We start from the raw sequence: 19,781 nt of genomic DNA, 5'->3' as shown, positions 1-19,781 counted from the left end.
ACAACGACCTCTGGCTGGAAATTCATGGCAGCAAATCTGAAACTCGATCGACTGGATCTCCGCATCCTGAGCCAATTGCAGAAAAACGGCCGGATGACGAATGTCGATCTCGCGGAAGCGGTGGGTTTGTCCGCCAGTCCATGCCTGAACCGCGTGAAACGGCTGGAGCAGGGCGGTTTCATCGACGGTTACAGCGCGCAGATCAGGATGGAGAAGTTGGGCGACACCTTGACGGTGTTTACCGAAGTCACGCTGTCGGATCACCATCGCGAAGACTTCATCCGTTTTGAGAAAGCGGTGAAGGAGATGGACGAAATCATCGAGTGCCATCTTGTCAGCGGCGGCTATGACTATCTGCTGAAGGTCATCACCCGTGGGGTGAATCACTATCAGGAATTGATGGAAGGCTTGCTCGAACGCAATATCGGTATCGAAAAATACTTCAGTTTCATCGTCATCAAGTCGCCGTTCATCAAGACACACTACCCGATAGAACGGCTTTTCTCGCCCTCGGCCTAGGCGCCTGCGGCCATCACCACATAGACTTTGCGAATCGGGGCCTTGACGTCCCAGACGCCATTCGTGTCGGCCGGGAAGAACAGCGTATCGCCTGCGCGAATCGCGAGCGCTTCGCCCCCAACCGGCGTGAACGTGCATTCGCCGCTGAGGATATGCATGACTTCGGCATTGGCCAACTGCCGTTCGAAACGCCCCACGCTGACTTCCCAGATTCCGCTGCGATTCGCACCGGCCCCCTCCAGGTCGACGGCGAGACTTTTGGTGACGCAGGGGGGCGTCGACAACGGCCGGGCTACCGGTCCGTCGATTTCGAGCGAGTCCAGTTGCGCCGCCTGGCGCAAGATCGTGATCGGCATGATGGTGGTTTTCCGGTAGGCGCGCTTATTGGTCGGCTTCCACCGCGTCGGCCAATTGGGCGAGCGTATGGAAATGGAAATCCGGCACCGTATGGGCCGATTCGATCGTGCCGCCCGAACTGGTCTGGCCATGGCGCCGTTCGATCCAGCAGGTCGTGATCCCTAGCTTTTTCGAGATGCCGATGTCGTGATACTGGCTCTGCGCAACGTGCAGATTGTCTTCCTGCGTATAGCCCCATGCGCCTTCGAAGCGGCCACGCGCGTAGGCGAAGTATTGCGCATCGGGCTTTTCGCAGAGCGAGTCGTCGGCGCTCAATTTCAGATCGAAAGGCTGGCCGAGTGTGGTCGCGAAGTGTTCCAGCGCCCAGCGTTGGCCGTTGGTCATCGTCACCAGCTTGAAATGCTTACGCAGGCGCGCCAGCGCTTCGATGGAATCCGGGAAGGCCGGCCAACGCGATACCGAATCTCGGAAACCTTGCGCGATGGCATCGGTGTCGGGCAGGCCAAGCCCCGGTGCCACGATGTGCCAGCAAAGTTCCAGGTCGTCCGGATAGGCGATCGTATCCGGGCGCTTGCGGGCCTGACGATAGGCGGCGAGAAAGTCTTCGTCCTGCACCTTCGAATCCGGTGCGACTTCGCGCAGATAGTTCAGCATGCCACGTTCGAAATCGATCAGCGTGCCGACAACGTCGAACGTCAGGACCTTGAAACGCTTCAGACTCATGAAAGACTCTCTAAGGAATGAAAGTGAACGGCATGGCCGCCGGCGAGGGCGGCCTGACTGTGTGAGGGTGAAAAATTCGTCGATGCGCCAAGACGAAGCCGGTGCATCAACGTCTGACATTCCACGGCATGCGCGGTACCGACGGTCTTCATGCTGCGGGAAAGATGACTTTGATCGTAGAATCCGCTGGCGAGCGCGGCCTGTAACGCTGTCGCGCCGCTTTCCAGCATCGTCAGCGCATGCTGCACGCGAACACGCGAGACATATTGATGCGGTGGCACGCCCACGTGCTGCTTGAACACCCTTGCGAAGCGCGCGACGCTCAGGCGCGCGATGGCGGCCAGCACCGGCACCGCGTGATCAGCCGCGGGGTGCCGGTGGATCAGCGTACAGATGGCCTCGATCGCCAGTGCATGGCGCCGGGACACCTGGACGCGGGCGCCGTGTGTCGCAAGCGGAAAGGATGCCGTCATGTCGGACCGTGGAATCGGGTGCATGACGGAAAGCATAAGGCACGCGAAGCCGTCGAAAAAACTGATTTCGCGCACGGCCGCCGCAGCGAATAGCGATAAGGCGAGGTCGCGCCGCAGATTCTATGCCGTATTGCCATGACAGGTATCGGTGCGTCGCGCGCCGCCGTTGCCTGCGTGTTGCGCTCGCATCTGCGGAAAGCGATCACCGACGCGACGCATGTTTTCGCAGATCTCGGCAACGATCCAATCACGCGCCTCCGCCACGATAGACGGACTCGATCAACTGTCCGCAGGCGCGTTGCCGTCCAATCTCGTCGCGTAAGCGCAAGCGGCGTGTCGTGCTCCGCGTGATGTCCGTGCGCTACGCGGTCTGCCGAGGCGCATCGACCGTGGTATTTTGCAGCGCGAATTCGAGCGCTTCACTAAACGATACCAGGAGCTTTTCGCTGGCCTCGGCCTGCGCCGGTTTGCTGTCTTCGGCGAAGGGATCGGCAATGCGCACGGCCGCGCGCGCAGCGTGAGGCAGCCGCGCGGCAATCGTGTTCGTCAGCCCCTCGGCGTGCGAATCGGTATCGGCATCCGCCGGGCTATAGACGAGGAAACACGCCCCGACCAATGCCGGGTTCGCATTCGGCGGTGGCGACATGAATTCTTCCGGCGTGATGTGGCGCGCATCCAGATCGCGCGCACGAAGCACGCGTACGAGAATTTCGGCCATCAAGGAGTCATAGAGCGCGTGGGCCGGCACGACCAGAATCAAGGAGCGAGGCGGACCGCTGATAGGACCTTGCATCTTGCCCAGAACCGCTTCCCGACGCGATCTCAAAATTTGGCCGAGACTGGCGCCGTCGGCCAGCGACACTTTGGGCAGACGCCGCCGGCGCCGCTTCGAGTCCGCGGTGATGTCCTCGAGCACCACCAGAATGGAGTTGCCGACGGCGCTCCGCTCGGCCTCGCCAATCGTACCCCGGTCGACATCGGCTTTGGCGAGCATCAGCGCTGGAATCAAGACCTTGTCGCAATAGGCCACCAGCGAGCGCTTGCGAATATAGCTGCGCGCGTCGCGGCTGATTTCGATGGCGTCATTGGATAGCGCGCGTTGGTAAAAGCGCTCCGAAAGACTCAAGGCGGGAAGGTCCGCGAGCAGTATCTCGAAAATACGCAAGGACTCGAAATGTCGCGCGAAGACGACCAGGCACAGCGTGAGCGGCGTCGATAGAACCAGTCCTACCGGGCCCCATAACCAGGCCCAGACAATCGCGGACAGCACCACGGACAATGGTGAGAGTCCGGTGCTATGGCCATAGAACAGCGGCTCGATGAATTGCGAGAAAACCAGCTCGACGGACACGAAGATGACGACGACGGTCAGCGCCAACGTCCATCCATCCGACGAGATCATACCCATGAAGGCGGCGGCCGCCGCGGCGATCAGCACCCCGACATACGGAACATAGCGGAAGACGAAGGCGAGAATGCCGAACAGCAGGGCGCCCGATAAATCGGCGATCCACAATGCGATGGCGATCGTCAAGCCGACACAGGCATTGATGATCAGTTGCGAGACGAAGTAGTGCGACAGCCGCTGCCCGGCTTCATTGACCGCCACGGTGGTTGCCCGGATGTCGCGGGTGCCCGTGACGCGGATAAAGCGGTCGCGCAGCGCCTCGTGTTCGAATAGCACGAACACGAGGACGGCCAGGACGACGCCGGTGGACGACAGGATGGGCCAGGCGAAACGGATCAGCCACTGCAGCAAGAAGCGCGGGTCGTTTCCGGGCAGCGACGCGCCGTCGAGGAATTTCGGGACGGCACCCCCGGTGGCGGCGCCGTTGCTGCTATTCAGGGTGCCGTAGTCGAACACCGACCGGAAACGCTCGCTGAACCAATTGGTGCCGACATTGGCGAAATTGGATAGCGCGAGGATCTTCTCGTGCAGCACCACGGCGTACAGCGGAGCGTCGGAGGCCAGTTGAATCACGCGAGACGCGATCAGGATACCGATAAAGCCCGCCACGACGACCGCGATCAGCACCGCCAAGGTAATCGACAAATTGTGACCGAAGCCGGCGCGCCGTAGCCGGGCCACCAGCGGCATGATCAGGAAGCTGAGGATGATGGACAAGGTTACCGGGATCAGTACCTCGGCCGCGAAATGCAGCGACGCGACGATGACGACGAAAGCGATCGCATAGACACTACGCTCGAACAGCGTGGATACGGACTTGGGTTTCTGCACGGTTGGATCGATCGGTCAGCGGAGAAGGGCGGTGCAAGCGTGGACGATAGCGCAACGGTCGGCGTGCCGGACAAGTGGACAAGTCGCCCGGCAGCGATCGCCATGCCTTACTGCGTAATCTACCACGGCCGCCGTCGCGGCTCCGGCGACGGGAAACGTTCGCGAGCGTGGCGAGCGCACATCACGGAATAACGATAAGACGTTCTTTCGAGATGGAAAGATGCGGTTTCCATTTGTAACGAATCGTTATTTTATATTACAATCGCTAAATTCACCGTTCCTTTTCACCGGTAAGGCCGCGACCGGGCTGTATGGCGCCCGCTTTTTTGCGATACCGCTGCGAATCTTCCATAAAACCTCATTCATCTCACAATAAATGGATGCGATTCGATTTGGTGCTCTTTTCAAGGCCAGTTGGACGAACGGTATCGCGGCCATCGTCAGCCGCCCATTGATCAGTCTTATTGTTTTCACGCTGACCTTTTCCACCACGCTGTGGAGTACGGAGGTGGCGGAGGTGATACGCGCTGCAAAGGTAACGGGCGCCGCGGTTGTCCCAAAATATTATTTGCGAGAATTCGGCGCGGCGATCGGCGCGGTGCTCGGTATGGTGATGTTGTCGGTTCAGGTCATGCGGTATGCGACGTTCGGCGAAGACAACAGCGCCGGCATCTCGTATTTGCGGGGTGTCTGGCGGAATTGGTGGCTGACCTGGATTTTCGCGTTTGCGTCCGTGTTCGGCGGGATTATCGCATTCGTCGTACCGTTTTTGCTGATGCGTCTGACGTCGTTGACGCACGGCGGCGTGCTGATGTGGCTCGTGATCGGCGTGCCGCTTTTTATCGTGGTTATCGCGCTCGATGCGTTTGCTTTGATTCGGCTGGAGATGCTTTACTGCAGTCGCGCAATCGGCGAGCGTTTGTCGATATCCGGTGCGTGGCAATTGACTAGGGGACGATTCTGGACCATTTTCTTATTACACTTCGTCGTCGGCATCCCGATTTACGCAGCGAAAATACTGCATTATTTTTTCTATCATATTTTGCTTTCGGTATTGAGCCACGCCAATCTCCTGTTGGAAACGGCGACCGTTGGCGCGATCACGACGATGCTTGCGACGGCCGTCTGGTCGGCATGCGTTGCCTCGCTGTATCGTGAGTTTGTTGCACACGCGAAAGTCGCGTCGCAAGACATCGTTTATTGAGCCCGTTGCAGGGTAGAAGTCCTTGAAATCCGTCGTTTTAACCTTTGCCGTATTTTTGGTGCTCTTTGTGGTTCTGCGGCAATGCCATCCCGCGGGCATGCTTCTCTATCAAGGCATCGCCATGGCGTGCTTTGTGTCGGTCGCGCAATACGTTGTCGCGCGTTACCGCGATCAGGCCATCGCGCTCGCGGCGAAAGACGCCTTCCTGGCCTTTCTGGCCATCTACGCCTTTGTGTTGACGGTGCCGGCCAGCGTCGATCGGTCCGCTTCCGTGAGGATGATTCAGCATCTGTTTGCCTCCCGCGATGGTCTGACGCGAGACGAAATGGACCGTTTCTACGCCGACGATGTCTTTAGCGCCCGCGAGGTCGACAAGCGTCTGATCGAGCAACGGGACAGCGGCACGATCATCGAGCAAAACGGCCGCTTTCTGCTGACGCCGAAGGGGCGCGTGTTGGCAGAAACGTTCAGTGCAGCCGAGCGTCTGTTCGACTGTGGACAGTAAATCTTAACGCTCGAAATGGGTGGCACCGAGGGACATGCGCTGTTTCACTGTGGTGGCAAGCATCCACTGTTTTCAAAACGGATGGAATGTCGCGCTTGACGCGTCGGAGATGTGATAAAAAGGATCTTAAGAGATCCACACAGGTTCGACGGGCATGCGAACAGAGTCGGCGTCCGATATACGATCCGTTCCAAACGAACGTATTAACGAGCGTATCGCGCGCTATGCGCGTGTGGGTGTTCGGCTCGCCTGCGTGGTCGCGTTGTTGATTGTATTCTGCGCCGTGCTCGGGCAAATTCAATCGCCCGCGCTGGCCGCGACACGGCAAGTGGCGATGGCCACGCTGACTAGTGTCGGCATCGTCTGTCTCGCCCTGTCCGGCTTCCTCCCTCCGCGTGATTCCGGTCGTGCCATACGTGCCCTCAGTGCGGTCGCGCTCGCGGCCGCGATCATCGCGTTGGTGTCGCGTGCTATTACCGGCGCCGATGTCGTCAGTCCGCTGTTATCGCGCGTGATCACGCTGGGCTATCTCAAATCTGAGGCGCAGTGTTCGATCGCGACAGCCGTGTGCATGGCCTTGGTTGCCATTGGTCAGTTCCGACGTGCATCCGGTCATATCGTGTCAGCCGACTACCTGACCGGCAGCGCGCTGCTGATCGCCAGTGCCGCCTTGTTGGGGCTGGCCTTTGGCGTGCCCGATCTGCACCATGTATTTTTCTACTCGACGATGTCGACGCCGACGGCTGGCGCGCTGTTCCTGTTGTCGGCCGCGTTCATCGTCACCGATCCCGAGCAAGGATGGGCGGCGTTGATCACGTCGGCGAGCGCGTCCGGTCGCGCGACGCGCCGCCATTTGCTGCTGGCCGTGTTTCCGATCATTGTGGCGGCGTCGCTGTTGCACGCCATTCATGCCGAATCGCTGAGTGTGGAAGCGGCAGTCACGTTTCTGATTCTGCTGATTCTCGCGCCGCTGCTGCTGTTGATTTTCAGAGAAGGACTCGCCCGTGAAAACCGCGAGAATGCCTACGCCGCGCTCGCGCGTTTCGAGCAACATGCGGCGTCGGATCTGAATCGACAACTGGCGGAACAAGCGGCCTTGTTACTCACGCAGGGCGAGGAACGGCGGAAGGCGGAATCGGGTATGTACCGCGCGCAGCGCTTGGAGGCGCTCGGTCAATTGACGGGCGGCATCGCGCATGATTTCAATAATATGCTGATGGCCGTCAGCGGCAATCTGCATCTGGTTCGCCAATACATCGCGCCGGGTCACCCGGGTCACGGTCATCTCGAAAGTATCGAGACCGCCGCGCAACGCGGCGAGCGCCTGACGAAGCAGTTGCTGGTGTTTTCTCGGACGCAGTTGATCGATGTTCGCGCGGTCGAGCTGGATGTGGTCATCGAAGGGGCGCGCGAACTCGTCGGCAACGCGCTGGGTCCTGACGTCGATGTCGTGCTGGACGTGCAGACGGCGGGCGTTTGGGTGCGGACGGACCCCGAGCAACTGCAACTGGCCATTCTGAACCTTGCGATCAATGCGCGCGACGCGATGCCGATGGGGGGCCATCTGCGCATCGGCACGTCGCCCTCGGTCATCGAAACCGTCGATACGCAGCCTCGGCAATTCGTCGCCATCCATGTCGTCGACGACGGGCTCGGCATGACGCCGGACGTTGCGGCCCGCGCGATCGAGCCGTTTTTTACGACGAAGGAGGCGAGCAAGCGCTCCGGTCTCGGATTGGCGCAGGTCTACGGCGTCATGCGGCAAAGTGGCGGCGAGCTGCGCATTACCAGCGACGTGGGCCGTGGGACGACCGTCGATCTGTTGCTGCTGCGGACCGAGCCGGTGATCCAGCCGACGATGCCCGAACCACATGCATCGCAGCCGGCGGCGACGCACGCGTCACGGGCGCCGGTGCTGCTGATCGATGACGATGAAGAAGTGCGTGCGGCCATGGCCGAGCTGTTCCGCTGCAGCGGCCATGAGGTCATCGAGGCGGCCGATGGCAAGGCCGGTCTCGCGGCCTTGGCATCGATCAAGCCTGCCGTCGCGGTGATCGACTATCTGATGCCGGGCCTCAACGGCGCCCAAGTCGCACGTCTCGCGCGCGAGCTGCAGCCGACGCTGCCGATCATCTTCGTCAGCGGCTATGCGGACACGCTCGCGCTGGAACAGTTGAGCGATGCCATTGTGCTGCGCAAGCCGGTGCCGATCGACGCGTTGCTGTCGACGGTAGCCCGCTTTGCGGTCGAGCAATAGCCACGCATCCATCATGCGGCATGCCGAATCACGTTTCGCGGCGCGCGAGCAGTTCCCGGACCATGGTGGACAGTGCTTCGGGTAGATAGGGTTTCGTCAGCAAGCGAACGTCCGGCGCCAAAACGTTGTTTTTCGAGATGATGTCGCGGGTATGGCCGGACGTGAAAAGCACCGGAATCGGTGGGTAGTGATTGCGCGCCCAGGCGGCGAGATCGGCGCTCCGAACCTGACCGGGCATAACGACGTCGGTGAAGATCAGGTCGACCTTGACGCCATTCTTCAGCATCGACAACGCAGCGCCGGCATCGCACGCCTGATGCACGGTGTAGCCGAGTTCGTGCAATAGCGCGACCGACGTCGCACGCACGCCGGCGTCGTCCTCGACGACCAGAATCGTTTCATTGCCGCCACCGGGCAATACCGAGACGCTGCGTTCGGAAGGCGTTTCCTGACCGAGGCAGCGCGGGAAGTGCATATGCACCGTGGTGCCGAATCCAAGTTCGCTCTCGATCGATAAATGGCCGCCGCTTTGCCGGACAAAGCCGAACACCATGCTCAATCCCAGCCCGGTCCCCCGCCCGAATTCCTTGGTGGTGAAGAAAGGTTCGCAGGCCCGTTCGATCACCTCGGCCGACATGCCCGGCCCGTTGTCCCGGACGCTGATGCGTACGTAGGCGCCGGGCCCGACCTCGGCGCCAACCAGATCGGTGTGATCGAGCATCACATTCTCGGCCATGACCTGTAGCTCGCCTTCGCTATCCATCGCATCGCGGGAATTGATGGCGAGATTCAGGACGGCATTTTCGAGGCGGTTGCGATCGACGTGTATCAGCCAGGGTTCGCTGGGAAGCTGCATTTGCACGGCGATGTTTTCGCCCACCGCACGTTCGAGCAGACTGTTCAGATCGTCGAAGATGCGGCGCGGATTGACGGCGGCGGGCGAGAGCGGCTGGCGCCGTGCGAACGCCAGCAATTGCGACGAGAGCTTGGCCCCACGGTCGACGGCGGCCAAGGCGATGCCTACGCGGTTCTGCACATTCTCGTTCTGACGCTCCTGCATGGAAAGCAGCTGCAGATTGCCGGAAATGATTTGCAGGATGTTGTTGAAGTCGTGCGCGACGCCGCCGGTCAATGCGCCGATCGCTTCCATTTTTTGCGATTGCCGCAGCTGCTCCTCTACCTCGGCGTGTGCCTTCACCGCATCGGCGACACGTTGCTCGAGATGGCGCGTCAGTTGAATCAGATCGGCTTCCACCGCATCGCGTTGGCGTCCGGCGATAACGCGTTCCGTGGTCTCGATGACGATCGCTATGACGCCTGCCGGGCTGCCGTCGTCTTCGATGACAGGACTGTAATACAAGTCCATCCAGACGTCCTCTGCCTGGCCGTTGCGGAACAGCACGAGTTCCTTGTCGCGGTACGACAGGGTGCCTCCGGCGAGACAGGTGTTGACGACATTGCGGTTGAAGGCGGCGACTTCGGGCCATCCGGTCTCGACCGGTGCGCCCAACAGGAAAGGATGCCGCCCGCCGGCGAAGCCGGAATAGGCATCGTTGTAAATCATATAGCCTGCTTCGCCCCACAACATGACGAGGGGGACCGGCGAGGCGAGCACCAACCGCACGGCGGCGCGCAAGCTGCTCGACCAGCGGTCTAGCGGTCCGAGGGAGGTCGTGGACCAATCGAATTCCTGGATTCGATGCGCCATCTCGCCATGCCAGCCGGCACATTGATGGTCGTTGCTCAACACCCGCATAAAGACTCTTCTCTCGTGCTCGGACCCATCAGTGTCCAATGACCGTCGTTAGCGGTCAACTGGGGCGATGGCACTAGAGTAGCGGAAAAAGTGCCGGCCGTTGCGATGGCCACGGAGAGGTTTGCAGCCGCCATCTCGGCGTAAGCGCTGGAGCGGCTAAGGCGCGGTATCGGCGAGTGCGCCGCGCAGGCGCAGGGCCAGCGGTAGGATTGCCAGCGCCGTGGCCGCGGTGGCGATCGTCGCGCCGTGGACGCCGATGCGGTCGCCGAGTACGCCGTAGATCACCGGCGCGATGGCTCCCGCCCCGATTGTCCCTGTGTAGAAGACGGCAAACGCGCGCTCGGTCCGGTCCGACGAGGTCAACTCGGGCACGGTGCCGTACAGCACCGACGACGTGCCGTTCAACATCATGCCGAGAAACGGCAGCAGGACGATGGCCAGCGGCAAGGGGCAGACCAGTACGGCGAGGATGGCGGCGGCCGTGCCGCTTTCCGTCGCCAGGACGGTCCCGATAACGCCCATGCGCGCACCGAGCCAGCCGCAGGCGAATTTGCCGGCCGCGCCGCCGATAAAGACCAGCGCCAAGGCGGTGCCGATCAGCGCGCCGCTCGCGCCTTTTTCTTTCATCAAGAAAGGGAGGAAGGTCAGCAGGCCCATGCGCACGCCGGTATCGAGGATGCCGATCGTCAGCAGCACGGTAAAGCCGACACGGTCGCTTTGAGGCGCGGCGCGCTGCGATGCGGGCTTGCTGGCGGAAGGCGCGGTACCGGGCGCGCGCGCGACGTCGGTTTCCGGCAGGGTATGGCGGGAGATCGCGGGAAACGCCACGGCGAGCACCGCCGCCACGACAAAGCCGATTATTGAGACGATCCACAGAGCGTGTCGCCAGGGCATCACCGTCACCATCAGTGAGATGGCGGCAGGCAGTGCGGACTTTCCGAGATCGCCGGCGAAGTTATAGATGCCGAGGGGGCCGCGTGCATTTTTGCCATAACTGCGCGAGACGGCGCCCGAGGCCAAGGGATGCTGGGTGCTCGAGCCGCTCCCGGAAAGGGCCAGGGCGATGCAAAGTCCCACCAAGCCACCCGACAGACCGGCCAGCGCATAGCCGAGCGCCGCGAAGAAAGTGCCGAGTGCCAATGTCGCGCGACTACCGAGCCACTGTGCAAGTCTTCCAGCGGGTAATTGCAGGCCGGCCATCGTGCCGGCATAGATGCCGCGCAGCACTGCCAGTGCGCCATAGCTGAGTCCGAAATCCGACTGCCACACCGGCAGCAACGCGTAAATCATATCGGTATAGCCATCATGTAGCGCATGCGCGATACAGGACAGCCACAGCACGCGTTTGCGGGTGTCCCGCGCGGGCCCGGGCGGCGTCGTGTCCGGCGACGGCGCACCGGGAAATCGGAACGGGGGGATCAGGCGCATGCAAGGCCTTTTTTAGGACGGAGCGTGGAGACGGTCGGGCGCAGCGTCGAGGGAAATAAAGACCCGTCTTGCGATGCGCCGGAGAAGATGACTATTTTATGACGGTGCTCCCGGCGCCTCAATTGACGTAATATCGCGCGATAGGGGAGAAAAAGTCACGTCATGGAGGGAATGGCGAATGGATAAACAGCCGGATCGATTGCCGCCGCTGAACGCATTGCGTCACTTCGAGGCGGTTGCGCGGCAGGGCAGTTTCGCCTCGGCTGCGGTGGACCTGCATGTGACGCACTGGGCCGTCGGCAAGCAGATCCGCTTGCTGGAGGATTGGTTCGGCGTGCCGCTTTTCGAGAGACGCGCCAGCGGGGTGGTGCTGACCGACGAGGGCGCGGGATTGCTCGACGATGTGAGCGGTGCGTTCCGCCGACTGTCTTCGGCGGCATCCCGTGTTCGTGGCGATGCCGCGGTTCGTCGGATCTCGGGCAGGGTTCGTGTCAATGTGCTGGCCAGCTTTGCGCTGTGCTGGCTATTGCCGCGCCTTGCGGATTTCCAGGCGCAGTTTCCGGACATCGATGTTCGCGTGTCGACGACGTCGCGCAAGCTGCGCTATATCGGTGATGCCTACGACATCGGCGTGCGATCCGGCCATGAGGCGGGACAGGCGGTGCAATCGCGTGCCTTGATGGCGGACGTTCGACTGCCGGTCTGTAGCCCCACGCTGTTAAGTCGTCTGCCCATTCAGCAAGTCGCGGACTTGCGGCATCACACGCTGCTGCATTCCGCGAGTACGCGCGCGGGGTGGTCGCATTGGTTGGATGCGGCCGGCGCAGCGGAGTTAAAGCCAGCGCGGCATGTGGAGTTCGAGCATGCGTATTTGCAATTGGCGGCGGCGATCGAGGGCTTGGGCGTCGCGCTGGTATCGCTGCCGCTGATCCAACGGGATCTCGCCGCCGGACGTCTGGTCTGCCCGATCCCCGCGCCGACATGGCGTGCCGACGACTACACCTTGGTGACGCATCCGGATCGCGCCGACGATCCGGCGGTTCAGGCCTTCGAGCGCTGGATCACGGCGATGGCCGAGCCGGAGGGCGTGCTTAAAACGTCGCGCCCTTGACGCCGCCCCCCGCAAAGGCACGGAGCATGTCGACGATATGCGTCACTGCGGGGAGCAGGATTTCGTCCTTCCGGAAGGCAAAGCCGAGCGCCATCGTCGGTATCGGGTCGGACAGCGTGCGCCGAACGATACGCCCGCCTTCGTGGGACCATTCGCGATACGTCAGGTCCGAGAGAATCGTCACGCCAAGGCCGTTGGCTACGAGGCTGCGAATGGCTTCCGGCGATTTGGTCTTCATCACCACCTTCGGCGCCAAACCGTAGCTCGCCCAATACTTCTTGGTCGTCTGTACGTGCTCGTCCTTGTCCAGCAGGTAGAAATCCCATTCCGCAACATCTTGCAGGCTGATGGTCGCGCGATCCCGCAGCGGATGATCGACGGAGAACCAGAGCTTCCGCGGAAAATCGAGCAGCGGCCGGATGCTGATCGCGTCGATCGGTTGCATATTCGAGACAAGCAGCAGCGCGAAATCGACCTCCCGCTTCAGGAGCGCGCGCTGGATGCCGCGTCTTTCGTCTTCTACCAACTGAATATCGAGATCGGGGAAAAGCCGGCGGGATTCCAATAACAGGGCCGGTACGAGATAGCCGCTGATGGTTTCCGTCACGCCAATTCGCACGACGCCGCCGACGCTCGTGGGCTGCTGCCGCATGTCCAGATCGGCGCGTGCGACATCTTGCAAGATCTGGCGCGTGTGCTTGAAAAACCGCTCACCTTCCGCCGTCAACGCGACGCCGGTACGTTGCCGCGTGAATAACGGGGTACCAAGCAATTCCGAGAGATTTTTCAGCGAGGCGCTAAGGGACGGCTGTGAGATGTAGCATTTCTCCGCCGCGCGCGAAACGGAACCGGTTTCGGCGACCGCCGCGAAGTGCCGCAATTGCTGAAGCGTATAGGACATGTTCTCAATATAGGAGGAAGCCATATCTGGGAATAGGATATCAGTATTTCCCGAGATTTATGACGCGCTACCCTCCGAACTGCCATCACCTGCGTCAAGGTGGGCCGCCTTCCAGTCTGCGATATATAAAACGGACGTTGTGCGGCGTGGCACTTAAACCAAACAGCTTCGGGGCGATCAGAATGAAAAGGATGCAGGCGGGGAGGGGAATCCGAGCGTTGCCGGACACGCGGAGGGAAAGTTGGCTTGCGCGATTGGCGATGCGATTTGCCGCGTGGGCAGAGCGCTGGTTCCCTGATGCGTTCGTGTTCGTTGCGCTGGCGGTGGTCATCGTCGCTGCGGCCGCGCTGTTCAATGGCGCACCGGTAAAAGCGGTGGCGAAGTCCTTTGGCGACGGCTTCTGGAGTTTGATCGCCTTTACCTTGCAGCAGGCGATGATCGCCGTGACCGGGTATATCATCGCGCGCTCGCCGCCGGCTGGCCGCCTCATCACCCTGATGGCACGTATCCCGAAAAGCGGCAGATCGGCGGTAGCCTTCATTGCGCTGTTGACGATGTGCATCTCCCTGCTCAATTGGGCCGTGAGTTTGGTGTTCAGCGGCTTGCTCGCGCGCGAGATCGCACGTCGCACCGATATCCGGATGGACTATCGCGCTGCCGGCGCCGCGGCCTACCTCGGCCTGGGCTGCATTTGGGGCCTGGGCATCAGCTCCGCGGCGGCGCAGTTGCAGGCAAACGCCAGTTCGCTGCCAAAGTCCATTTTGAGTATCACCGGCGTTATTCCGTTTGCTGAAACCATCTTCCTGTGGCAATCCGGCGCTTTGGCGCTGGTGTTGATCGTGCTCTCGACCGCCATCGCGTTCTGGTCGTCGCCGTCGGAGCACAGCGCGGTAACGGCGCAGGATCTCGGCGTGGATGTGTCGGTGGCGCCGAAGACGCTGCCGAAGCGGACCCGCCCGGGAGAATGGTTGGAATACAGTCCGATCTTGACGATTCTGATTGTTGCGTTGGGAGCCGGTTGGCTGATTCAGGAGTTCGCCGGCAAGAATTTCCTTCTTGCAATCTCGAATTTGAATACGTACAACTTCGTGATGTTGCTGTTGGGATTGTTGCTGCACTGGCGTCCGAGAAGTTTTCTCGATGCCGCCGTGGGTGCCATACCGGCAACGTCCGGCGTGCTGATTCAGTTCCCTTTTTATGGCGGTATCGCGGCGATCATGACCGGTGCCATCGGCTTTGGCGGCAACTCGCTGGCGACGGTTCTGGCGCATGCGTTCGTCAGCATCAGCAGTACGCATTCGTTTGCCGCGGTGATCAGCATCTACTCGGCCGTGCTGGGCTTCTTCATTCCTTCCGGCGGCGGTAAGTGGCTGCTGGAGGCGCCCTATGTGATGCAAGCAGCCAACGATCTGCATGTGCACCTCGGCTGGGCGGTGCAGGTCTACAACTCCGCGGAAGCGCTGCCGAACCTGCTGAATCCGTTCTGGATGTTGCCGCTTCTGGGCGTGCTGGGCTTGCGCGCCAAGGACATCGTCGGTTTCACGGCGCTGCAGTGTCTGGTGCATATCCCCGTCGTCATATTCTTGCTCTGGGCGTTGGGATTTACCTTGCAGTACGTGGCGCCGGTCATCCCCCATTGATCGTCGCGCCGGGCATCGCGCCAGCGTGCTTCACGTGAGGCGGCCGTCGGGAACGACGCATCGTTAAAAGGTGCATGCCGACGGCCGTATCGCTATGCGGGCTGAGAGATCGCGTGAACGTCGTTCAATTTGAAAGGAATCGGGTGTGAGTCATACAGTACGTTTATCGCTTGAAGAGGTCCATACGCTATCCATCGCGGTGCTGACGGCCAATGGGCTTGCCATGGACCATGCCACCGCGATCGCGAAAGTCATCGTTGCCGGTCAGCGCGACGAATGCCATTCGCACGGCGTGTACCGCTTGATCACCTGCGTCAACACGCTGCGAAATGGCAAGGTTGCGCTGGCGGTTCAGCCGGTGGTGCAAGACGTGTCGCCGGCGATCGTGAAGGTGGATGCCGGATGGGGATTTTCTCCGCTGGCTTTCGAGTTGGGCAGCAGTAAGTTAATCGAGAAAACCAAGGCGATTGGCATTGCCTCGCTGGCGATCAATCATTGCTTCCATTTTTCCGCCCTGTGGCCCGAGGTCGAAGCGCTCGCCGAGCAAGGGCTTGCCGCCATTGCCATGACGCCGAGCCATAGCTGGGTCGCCCCGGCCGGCGGCATCAAACCGATTTTTGGGACGAATCCGTTTGCGTTCGCCTGGCCCAGACCCGGTGCCCATCCGTTTGTATTCGATTTCGCCACGAGCGCCGTCGCGCGCGGCGAGATCGAATTGCATCGACGCTCGGGGAGCAAGATTCCGCTCGATTGGGCGGTCGACGCCAGCGGCCAGCCGACCGATGATCCGACAGCGGCGCTGAACGGCGCCATGCGGACATTCGGCGGACATAAGGGGTCGGCATTGTCGGCGATGATCGAGCTGCTTGCCGGTCCGCTTATCGGCGATTTCATGAGTTCGGAATCGCAAGCATTCGACCAGCACCCGGGAACGGCGCCTTGCCACGGCGAATTCATCATGGCCTTCGATCCGGCCATGTTCGGCGGTCCGAACTGGCGTGACGACAACACCCGCGCGGAGAAACTGTTCGACGGGATCGTCTCGCAAGGGGCAAGGTTGCCGTCGCAGCGCCGCTTCGAAGCGCGTGCCCGAAGCATCGTGTCCGGCGTCGACATTCCGCAAGCTTTATACGACGATGTCTTGGCGTTGATGTAACGCGCCCCATGCGGAGTCCGCGATGACCGGCATCGCGGCGCTCGCAGGTATAGAGGCAAGCTATATCTATTTTCATTCAAAAAGCGTTTCTCTTCGATGCAACGTCCCTCTACGATGCCTTGGAGGCATGACGAGGATGTGAGTCGACGATGGCGACAGTAGAAATCAAAGGGTACTGCACGTTGTGCCGTTCCCGATGCGGCACGATCAACACGGTGCAGGACGGCCGGTTCGTCAGCGTGCGCCCGGACTTTGACCATCCCACCGGAAGCGCGATGTGCATGAAAGGACGCGCGGCACCGGAGCTGGTCTACAGCCCGCATCGCATCCGATTCCCGATGCGTCGCACAAACCCGAAGGGCGCGGACGATCCGGGCTGGGTACGAATATCCTGGGACGAGGCGCTCGATGTCGTTGCCGGCAAGCTCGATACGATTCGCCGCGAGAGCGGTGCGGAAGCGGTGGTATTCGGCGTAACGACGCCCAGCGGTACGCCACTCTCGGATAGCATCGACTGGGTCGAGCGTTTTATCCGCCTCTACGGCAGTCCCAATATTTGTTACGCGACCGAGATCTGCAATTGGCATAAGGATTTCGCGCACGCATTCACGTTCGGTTGCGGCATGCCGAGCCCGGATGTCGAGAACGCCGATCTCGTCATGCTATGGGGTCATAACCCGACGTCGACGTGGTTGGCGCAAGCGGATGCAGGCGGTCGCGGCCGCCGCAAGGGCGCGCGTCTGATGGTGGTCGATCCGCGACGCACCGCACTGGCCCAGCAGGCAGACGTCTGGCTCGACGTCCGGCCCGGAACCGACGGTGCGCTGGCGCTCGGCTTGATCCATCTGTTGATTGCCTCCGGCCGCTTCGATGCGCGCTTCGTACGACGATGGACCAACGGTCCGGTTCTCGTGCGCGAGGACAACGGCGCCTTTCTACGCGAACAGGATCTGGATGCGGATGCGCCGACCAATCGCGTCTTGATGTGGGATGGGGCATCGGCCACACCCGACATCGATGACGACGTGGCCCTGCGCGGGTCGTTTCTGATCGATACGACATCAGGGCCCGTACGTTGCCATCCCGGCTTCGAATTGCTGGCGCGCGAGACATCGTCATACGATCCGGAGACCGTCGCGCGGTTGACTGGCGTGTCATCCGACACGATCCTGCGCGCGGCCGATCTGATCGCCGCGGCGAAGCGCGTGGCGTATCACGCGTGGTCCGGCGTGGGGCAGCATACGAATGCGACGCAAACCGAGCGTGCCATCGCCGTGCTCTATGCCTTGACCGGCGCATTCGATGGAGTGGGCGGCAACCGTCTTTATCCAAAGCATCCGACCAACCCGATCACCGAATTTTCACAGCTCTCCGCTATACAACGGGAAAAGGCGCTCGGTATCACGGAACGCCCGATCGGGCCGCCCTCTCAGGGATGGGTCACCGCCCGAGATACCTATCACGCGATCCTGCACGGTGCGCCTTACCCGGTGCGCGCGATGTTCGGGTTTGGATCAAATATCCTCTCGTCGCAGGCCGATATTCGCCTGGGCGAAAGCGCGCTGCGCGCGCTCGAATTCCACGTCCATTGCGATCTTTTCGAGACGCCGACAGCGAAATATGCCGACATCCTGCTGCCGGTAGGAACGCCGTGGGAAAGAGAGGGGCTGCGGGTCGGGTTCGATCTGAACGCCGCGTCGCAGCAACGGGTGCAATTGCGACCGCGCATCGTGGCGCCGCAGGGCGAAGCGCGCGCCGACTACGACATCGTCTTCGAATTGGCGCGGCGTCTGGGCATGGCGGAGGACTTTTTCGGCGGCAGCCTGGAGGCAGGCTGGAACCACATGTTGGCGCCTACCGGTATGCGCGTTGAGCAATTGCGCGATCTGCCGGGCGGCATCGATCTGCCGCTTCCCGAGCGGCACCACCTCTACGAATCGACCGCGTTCGACACGGAAACCGCACGCGTGGAGCTGTATTCCGCGTTGCTACACCGGCACGGACAGCCCGCGCTACCGACGTTCATCCCGCCTGCGGAAGCGATCGACGCAGGCGGTCGACGATATCCGCTCGTCCTGTCGTCGGCGAAGAACGGCTATTTCTGTCACAGCCAGCATCGCGGCATCGTATCGCTCAGAAAGCGCGCGCTGCGCCCGATGGTTGAAATGTCGCCCGTGACGGCGCAGGCGCGGGGGATCGAAGACGGTGACCCGGTCATGATCAGGACGCGCAATGGACAGGCGCGATTCACCGCGCAATTGAAGGCCGATATGCAAGCCGATGCCGTCGTGGGCGAGTTCGGCTGGTGGCAGGCTTGTCCCGAAATCGGTGCGCCGGGTTATGCGCTAGACGGCGCGGACAATAGCCATTACAACGGCTTGATTTCCTCGGAGCATGCCGATCCGATCAGCGGTTCGGTCCCGCTGCGTTCCTTTCGCTGCGAGGTGATCCGTGATCCGGATTTCGATATCGCGACGCGACGATGGACCGGCTGGCGACCTTTTACCGTGGCGCGTCTCGAACCCTTGGCCGACGGCGTGTTGGGTATCCATTTCGAACCGGTGGATCAGGGGGGCCTGCCCGATTTTCTCCCCGGCCAACATGTCGCGATTCGAATCGAGCGGGACGCGTCACGCGAACCCTTGCTTCGCGCCTATTCTCTGACGGGCGCGGCGATTCTCCCGGGACGTCGACGCTACAGTATCGCCGTACGTCATCAAAAAGGCGACGGATGGACCGGGGCGATGTCGGGGCATTTGCATCGGGAGCTGGCGCTGGGCGACGTCGTGGCATTGCAGGCGCCATCCGGGCGCTTCACGTTGCCGCTCGAATCGGCGCAGCCGGTCATTTTCATCGCAGGGGGCATCGGCATAACGCCCTTTATCAGCCAACTGGAAACGGTGCTGCGTCTGGGCGGCAACGTGCCTGAGATCGTCTTGCACTACGCAAACCGAAACAGCGTCTCGCATGCATTTCGGGAACGACTGGCCGCCTTGGCGGCGCAATTGCCGTCGCTGACGGTAATCGATCATTACGACGCGCCGCTACCGGGAGACCGGTATGGGCGTGCGGGACGCATCAGCGATGCGGTCGTCAGCGACGCGCAGATTGCGGCACGCGCGCGGATCTATATGTGCGGACCCGGTCCGATGATGGATGCGGTGCGTGCGGGATTACTTGCGCGGGGCGTGCCGAACTTCGATATCTTTCACGAGCAATTCGTCTCGCCACCGAAAAAGGTCAGCGGCGATGCGACGTATACGGTGCGCTTTTTAAGATCGGGTCGGACCGTGCAATGGACCGCGGCATCGGGCACATTGCTGTCGCTTGCCGAGGACAGCGGCATTGCGCTGCCGAATGGATGCCGGGTGGGGCAGTGCGAGAGTTGCGCCGTACCGCTAAAAGCGGGACGGGCCTTGCACTTGCATGGAGAGGCGCCGGAGGATGCCGGAACGATTCTGGCCTGTCAGGCCATTCCCGCATCGGATCTCGAAATAGACGCGTGATAGCGC

15 protein-coding genes are annotated in these 19,781 nt (G+C 61.5%); 8 read left to right on the top strand and 7 right to left on the bottom strand.

Annotated features, from left to right (window positions below; genetic code table 11):
• Positions 1-24 precede the first annotated feature (24 nt).
• Positions 25-519, top strand: a complete 495-nt coding sequence (locus tag ABEG21_RS15820) for an Lrp/AsnC family transcriptional regulator (RefSeq protein WP_347557603.1) — start codon at positions 25-27, stop codon at positions 517-519.
• Here the strand turns inward: ABEG21_RS15820 and ABEG21_RS15815 are convergent.
• The 4 genes from ABEG21_RS15815 to ABEG21_RS15800 all read right to left on the bottom strand — a co-directional run bounded on the left by ABEG21_RS15815 (position 516) and on the right by ABEG21_RS15800 (position 4,311).
• Positions 516-875, bottom strand: a complete 360-nt coding sequence (locus tag ABEG21_RS15815) for a cupin domain-containing protein (RefSeq protein WP_347557602.1) — start codon at positions 873-875, stop codon at positions 516-518. The genes ABEG21_RS15820 and ABEG21_RS15815 overlap by 4 nt on opposite strands.
• Before the next feature lie 25 nt (positions 876-900).
• Positions 901-1,599, bottom strand: a complete 699-nt coding sequence (locus ABEG21_RS15810) for an HAD-IA family hydrolase (RefSeq protein WP_347557601.1) — start codon at positions 1,597-1,599, stop codon at positions 901-903.
• A complete protein-coding gene (locus ABEG21_RS15805) occupies positions 1,596-2,072 on the bottom strand; it encodes an AraC family transcriptional regulator (protein ID WP_347557600.1) in 477 nt (158 codons plus the stop codon). Before ABEG21_RS15805 ends, ABEG21_RS15810 begins: the two co-directional genes overlap by 4 nt.
• Before the next feature lie 361 nt (positions 2,073-2,433).
• Positions 2,434-4,311 carry an AI-2E family transporter gene (locus ABEG21_RS15800; protein WP_347557599.1) on the bottom strand — a complete coding sequence of 626 codons (1,878 nt, stop codon included), beginning with the start codon at positions 4,309-4,311 and terminating at the stop codon, positions 2,434-2,436.
• Positions 4,312-4,687: 376 nt separating this feature from the next.
• On the opposite strand from ABEG21_RS15800, the gene ABEG21_RS15795 reads away from it, so the two are divergent.
• The 3 genes from ABEG21_RS15795 (at position 4,688) to ABEG21_RS15785 (ending at position 8,277) form a co-directional block, all read left to right on the top strand.
• Positions 4,688-5,515: a hypothetical protein gene (locus tag ABEG21_RS15795; RefSeq protein WP_347557598.1), complete on the top strand. Its 828-nt coding sequence runs from the start codon at positions 4,688-4,690 to the stop codon at positions 5,513-5,515.
• A 97-nt stretch (positions 5,516-5,612) separates the two neighbouring features.
• On the top strand, positions 5,613-6,020 hold the full coding sequence (locus tag ABEG21_RS15790) for a hypothetical protein (RefSeq protein WP_347557597.1): 408 nt from the start codon (positions 5,613-5,615) through the stop codon (positions 6,018-6,020).
• A 154-nt stretch (positions 6,021-6,174) separates the two neighbouring features.
• Entirely contained in the window at positions 6,175-8,277 is a 2,103-nt protein-coding gene (locus ABEG21_RS15785) for an ATP-binding protein (RefSeq protein ID WP_347557596.1), read from the top strand.
• Positions 8,278-8,305: 28 nt separating this feature from the next.
• Here the strand turns inward: ABEG21_RS15785 and ABEG21_RS15780 are convergent, their stop codons facing one another.
• Complete coding sequence (locus ABEG21_RS15780) at positions 8,306-10,033, bottom strand: ATP-binding protein (RefSeq protein ID WP_347557595.1); 1,728 nt, start codon at positions 10,031-10,033, stop codon at positions 8,306-8,308.
• Between the two features lie 156 nt (positions 10,034-10,189).
• The gene (locus ABEG21_RS15775; protein WP_347557594.1) at positions 10,190-11,461 is read right to left on the bottom strand and encodes an MFS transporter; all 1,272 of its coding nucleotides are present in this window, start codon (positions 11,459-11,461) and stop codon (positions 10,190-10,192) included.
• Between the two features lie 178 nt (positions 11,462-11,639).
• Here ABEG21_RS15775 and gcvA point away from each other — a divergent pair, with 178 nt between their 5' ends.
• Positions 11,640-12,572 (top strand): transcriptional regulator GcvA, encoded by a 933-nt coding sequence (gene gcvA, locus ABEG21_RS15770; protein ID WP_347557593.1) that lies wholly within the window; start codon positions 11,640-11,642, stop codon positions 12,570-12,572.
• On the opposite strand, the gene ABEG21_RS15765 is transcribed toward gcvA, so the two are convergent.
• Positions 12,553-13,473 (bottom strand): LysR family transcriptional regulator, encoded by a 921-nt coding sequence (locus ABEG21_RS15765; protein ID WP_347557592.1) that lies wholly within the window; start codon positions 13,471-13,473, stop codon positions 12,553-12,555. The two genes, gcvA and ABEG21_RS15765, sit on opposite strands and share 20 nt — an antisense overlap.
• 191 nt (positions 13,474-13,664) lie before the next feature.
• On the opposite strand from ABEG21_RS15765, the gene ABEG21_RS15760 reads away from it, so the two are divergent.
• The 3 genes from ABEG21_RS15760 to ABEG21_RS15750 all read left to right on the top strand — a co-directional run bounded on the left by ABEG21_RS15760 (position 13,665) and on the right by ABEG21_RS15750 (position 19,775).
• Positions 13,665-15,113: a TIGR00366 family protein gene (locus ABEG21_RS15760; protein WP_347558047.1), complete on the top strand. Its 1,449-nt coding sequence runs from the start codon at positions 13,665-13,667 to the stop codon at positions 15,111-15,113.
• 145 nt (positions 15,114-15,258) lie between these two features.
• Positions 15,259-16,269 (top strand): Ldh family oxidoreductase, encoded by a 1,011-nt coding sequence (locus ABEG21_RS15755; protein WP_347557591.1) that lies wholly within the window; start codon positions 15,259-15,261, stop codon positions 16,267-16,269.
• A gap of 149 nt (positions 16,270-16,418) precedes the next feature.
• Entirely contained in the window at positions 16,419-19,775 is a 3,357-nt protein-coding gene (locus ABEG21_RS15750) for a molybdopterin-dependent oxidoreductase (RefSeq protein WP_347557590.1), read from the top strand.
• Positions 19,776-19,781: the final 6 nt, after the last annotated feature.

The sequence above is a fragment of the Robbsia sp. KACC 23696 genome (assembly GCF_039852015.1).
Taxonomy (GTDB): domain Bacteria; phylum Pseudomonadota; class Gammaproteobacteria; order Burkholderiales; family Burkholderiaceae; genus Robbsia.
The sequence above is the reverse complement of the archived record's forward strand: the minus strand, read 5'-3'. Positions and strand labels throughout refer to the sequence as shown.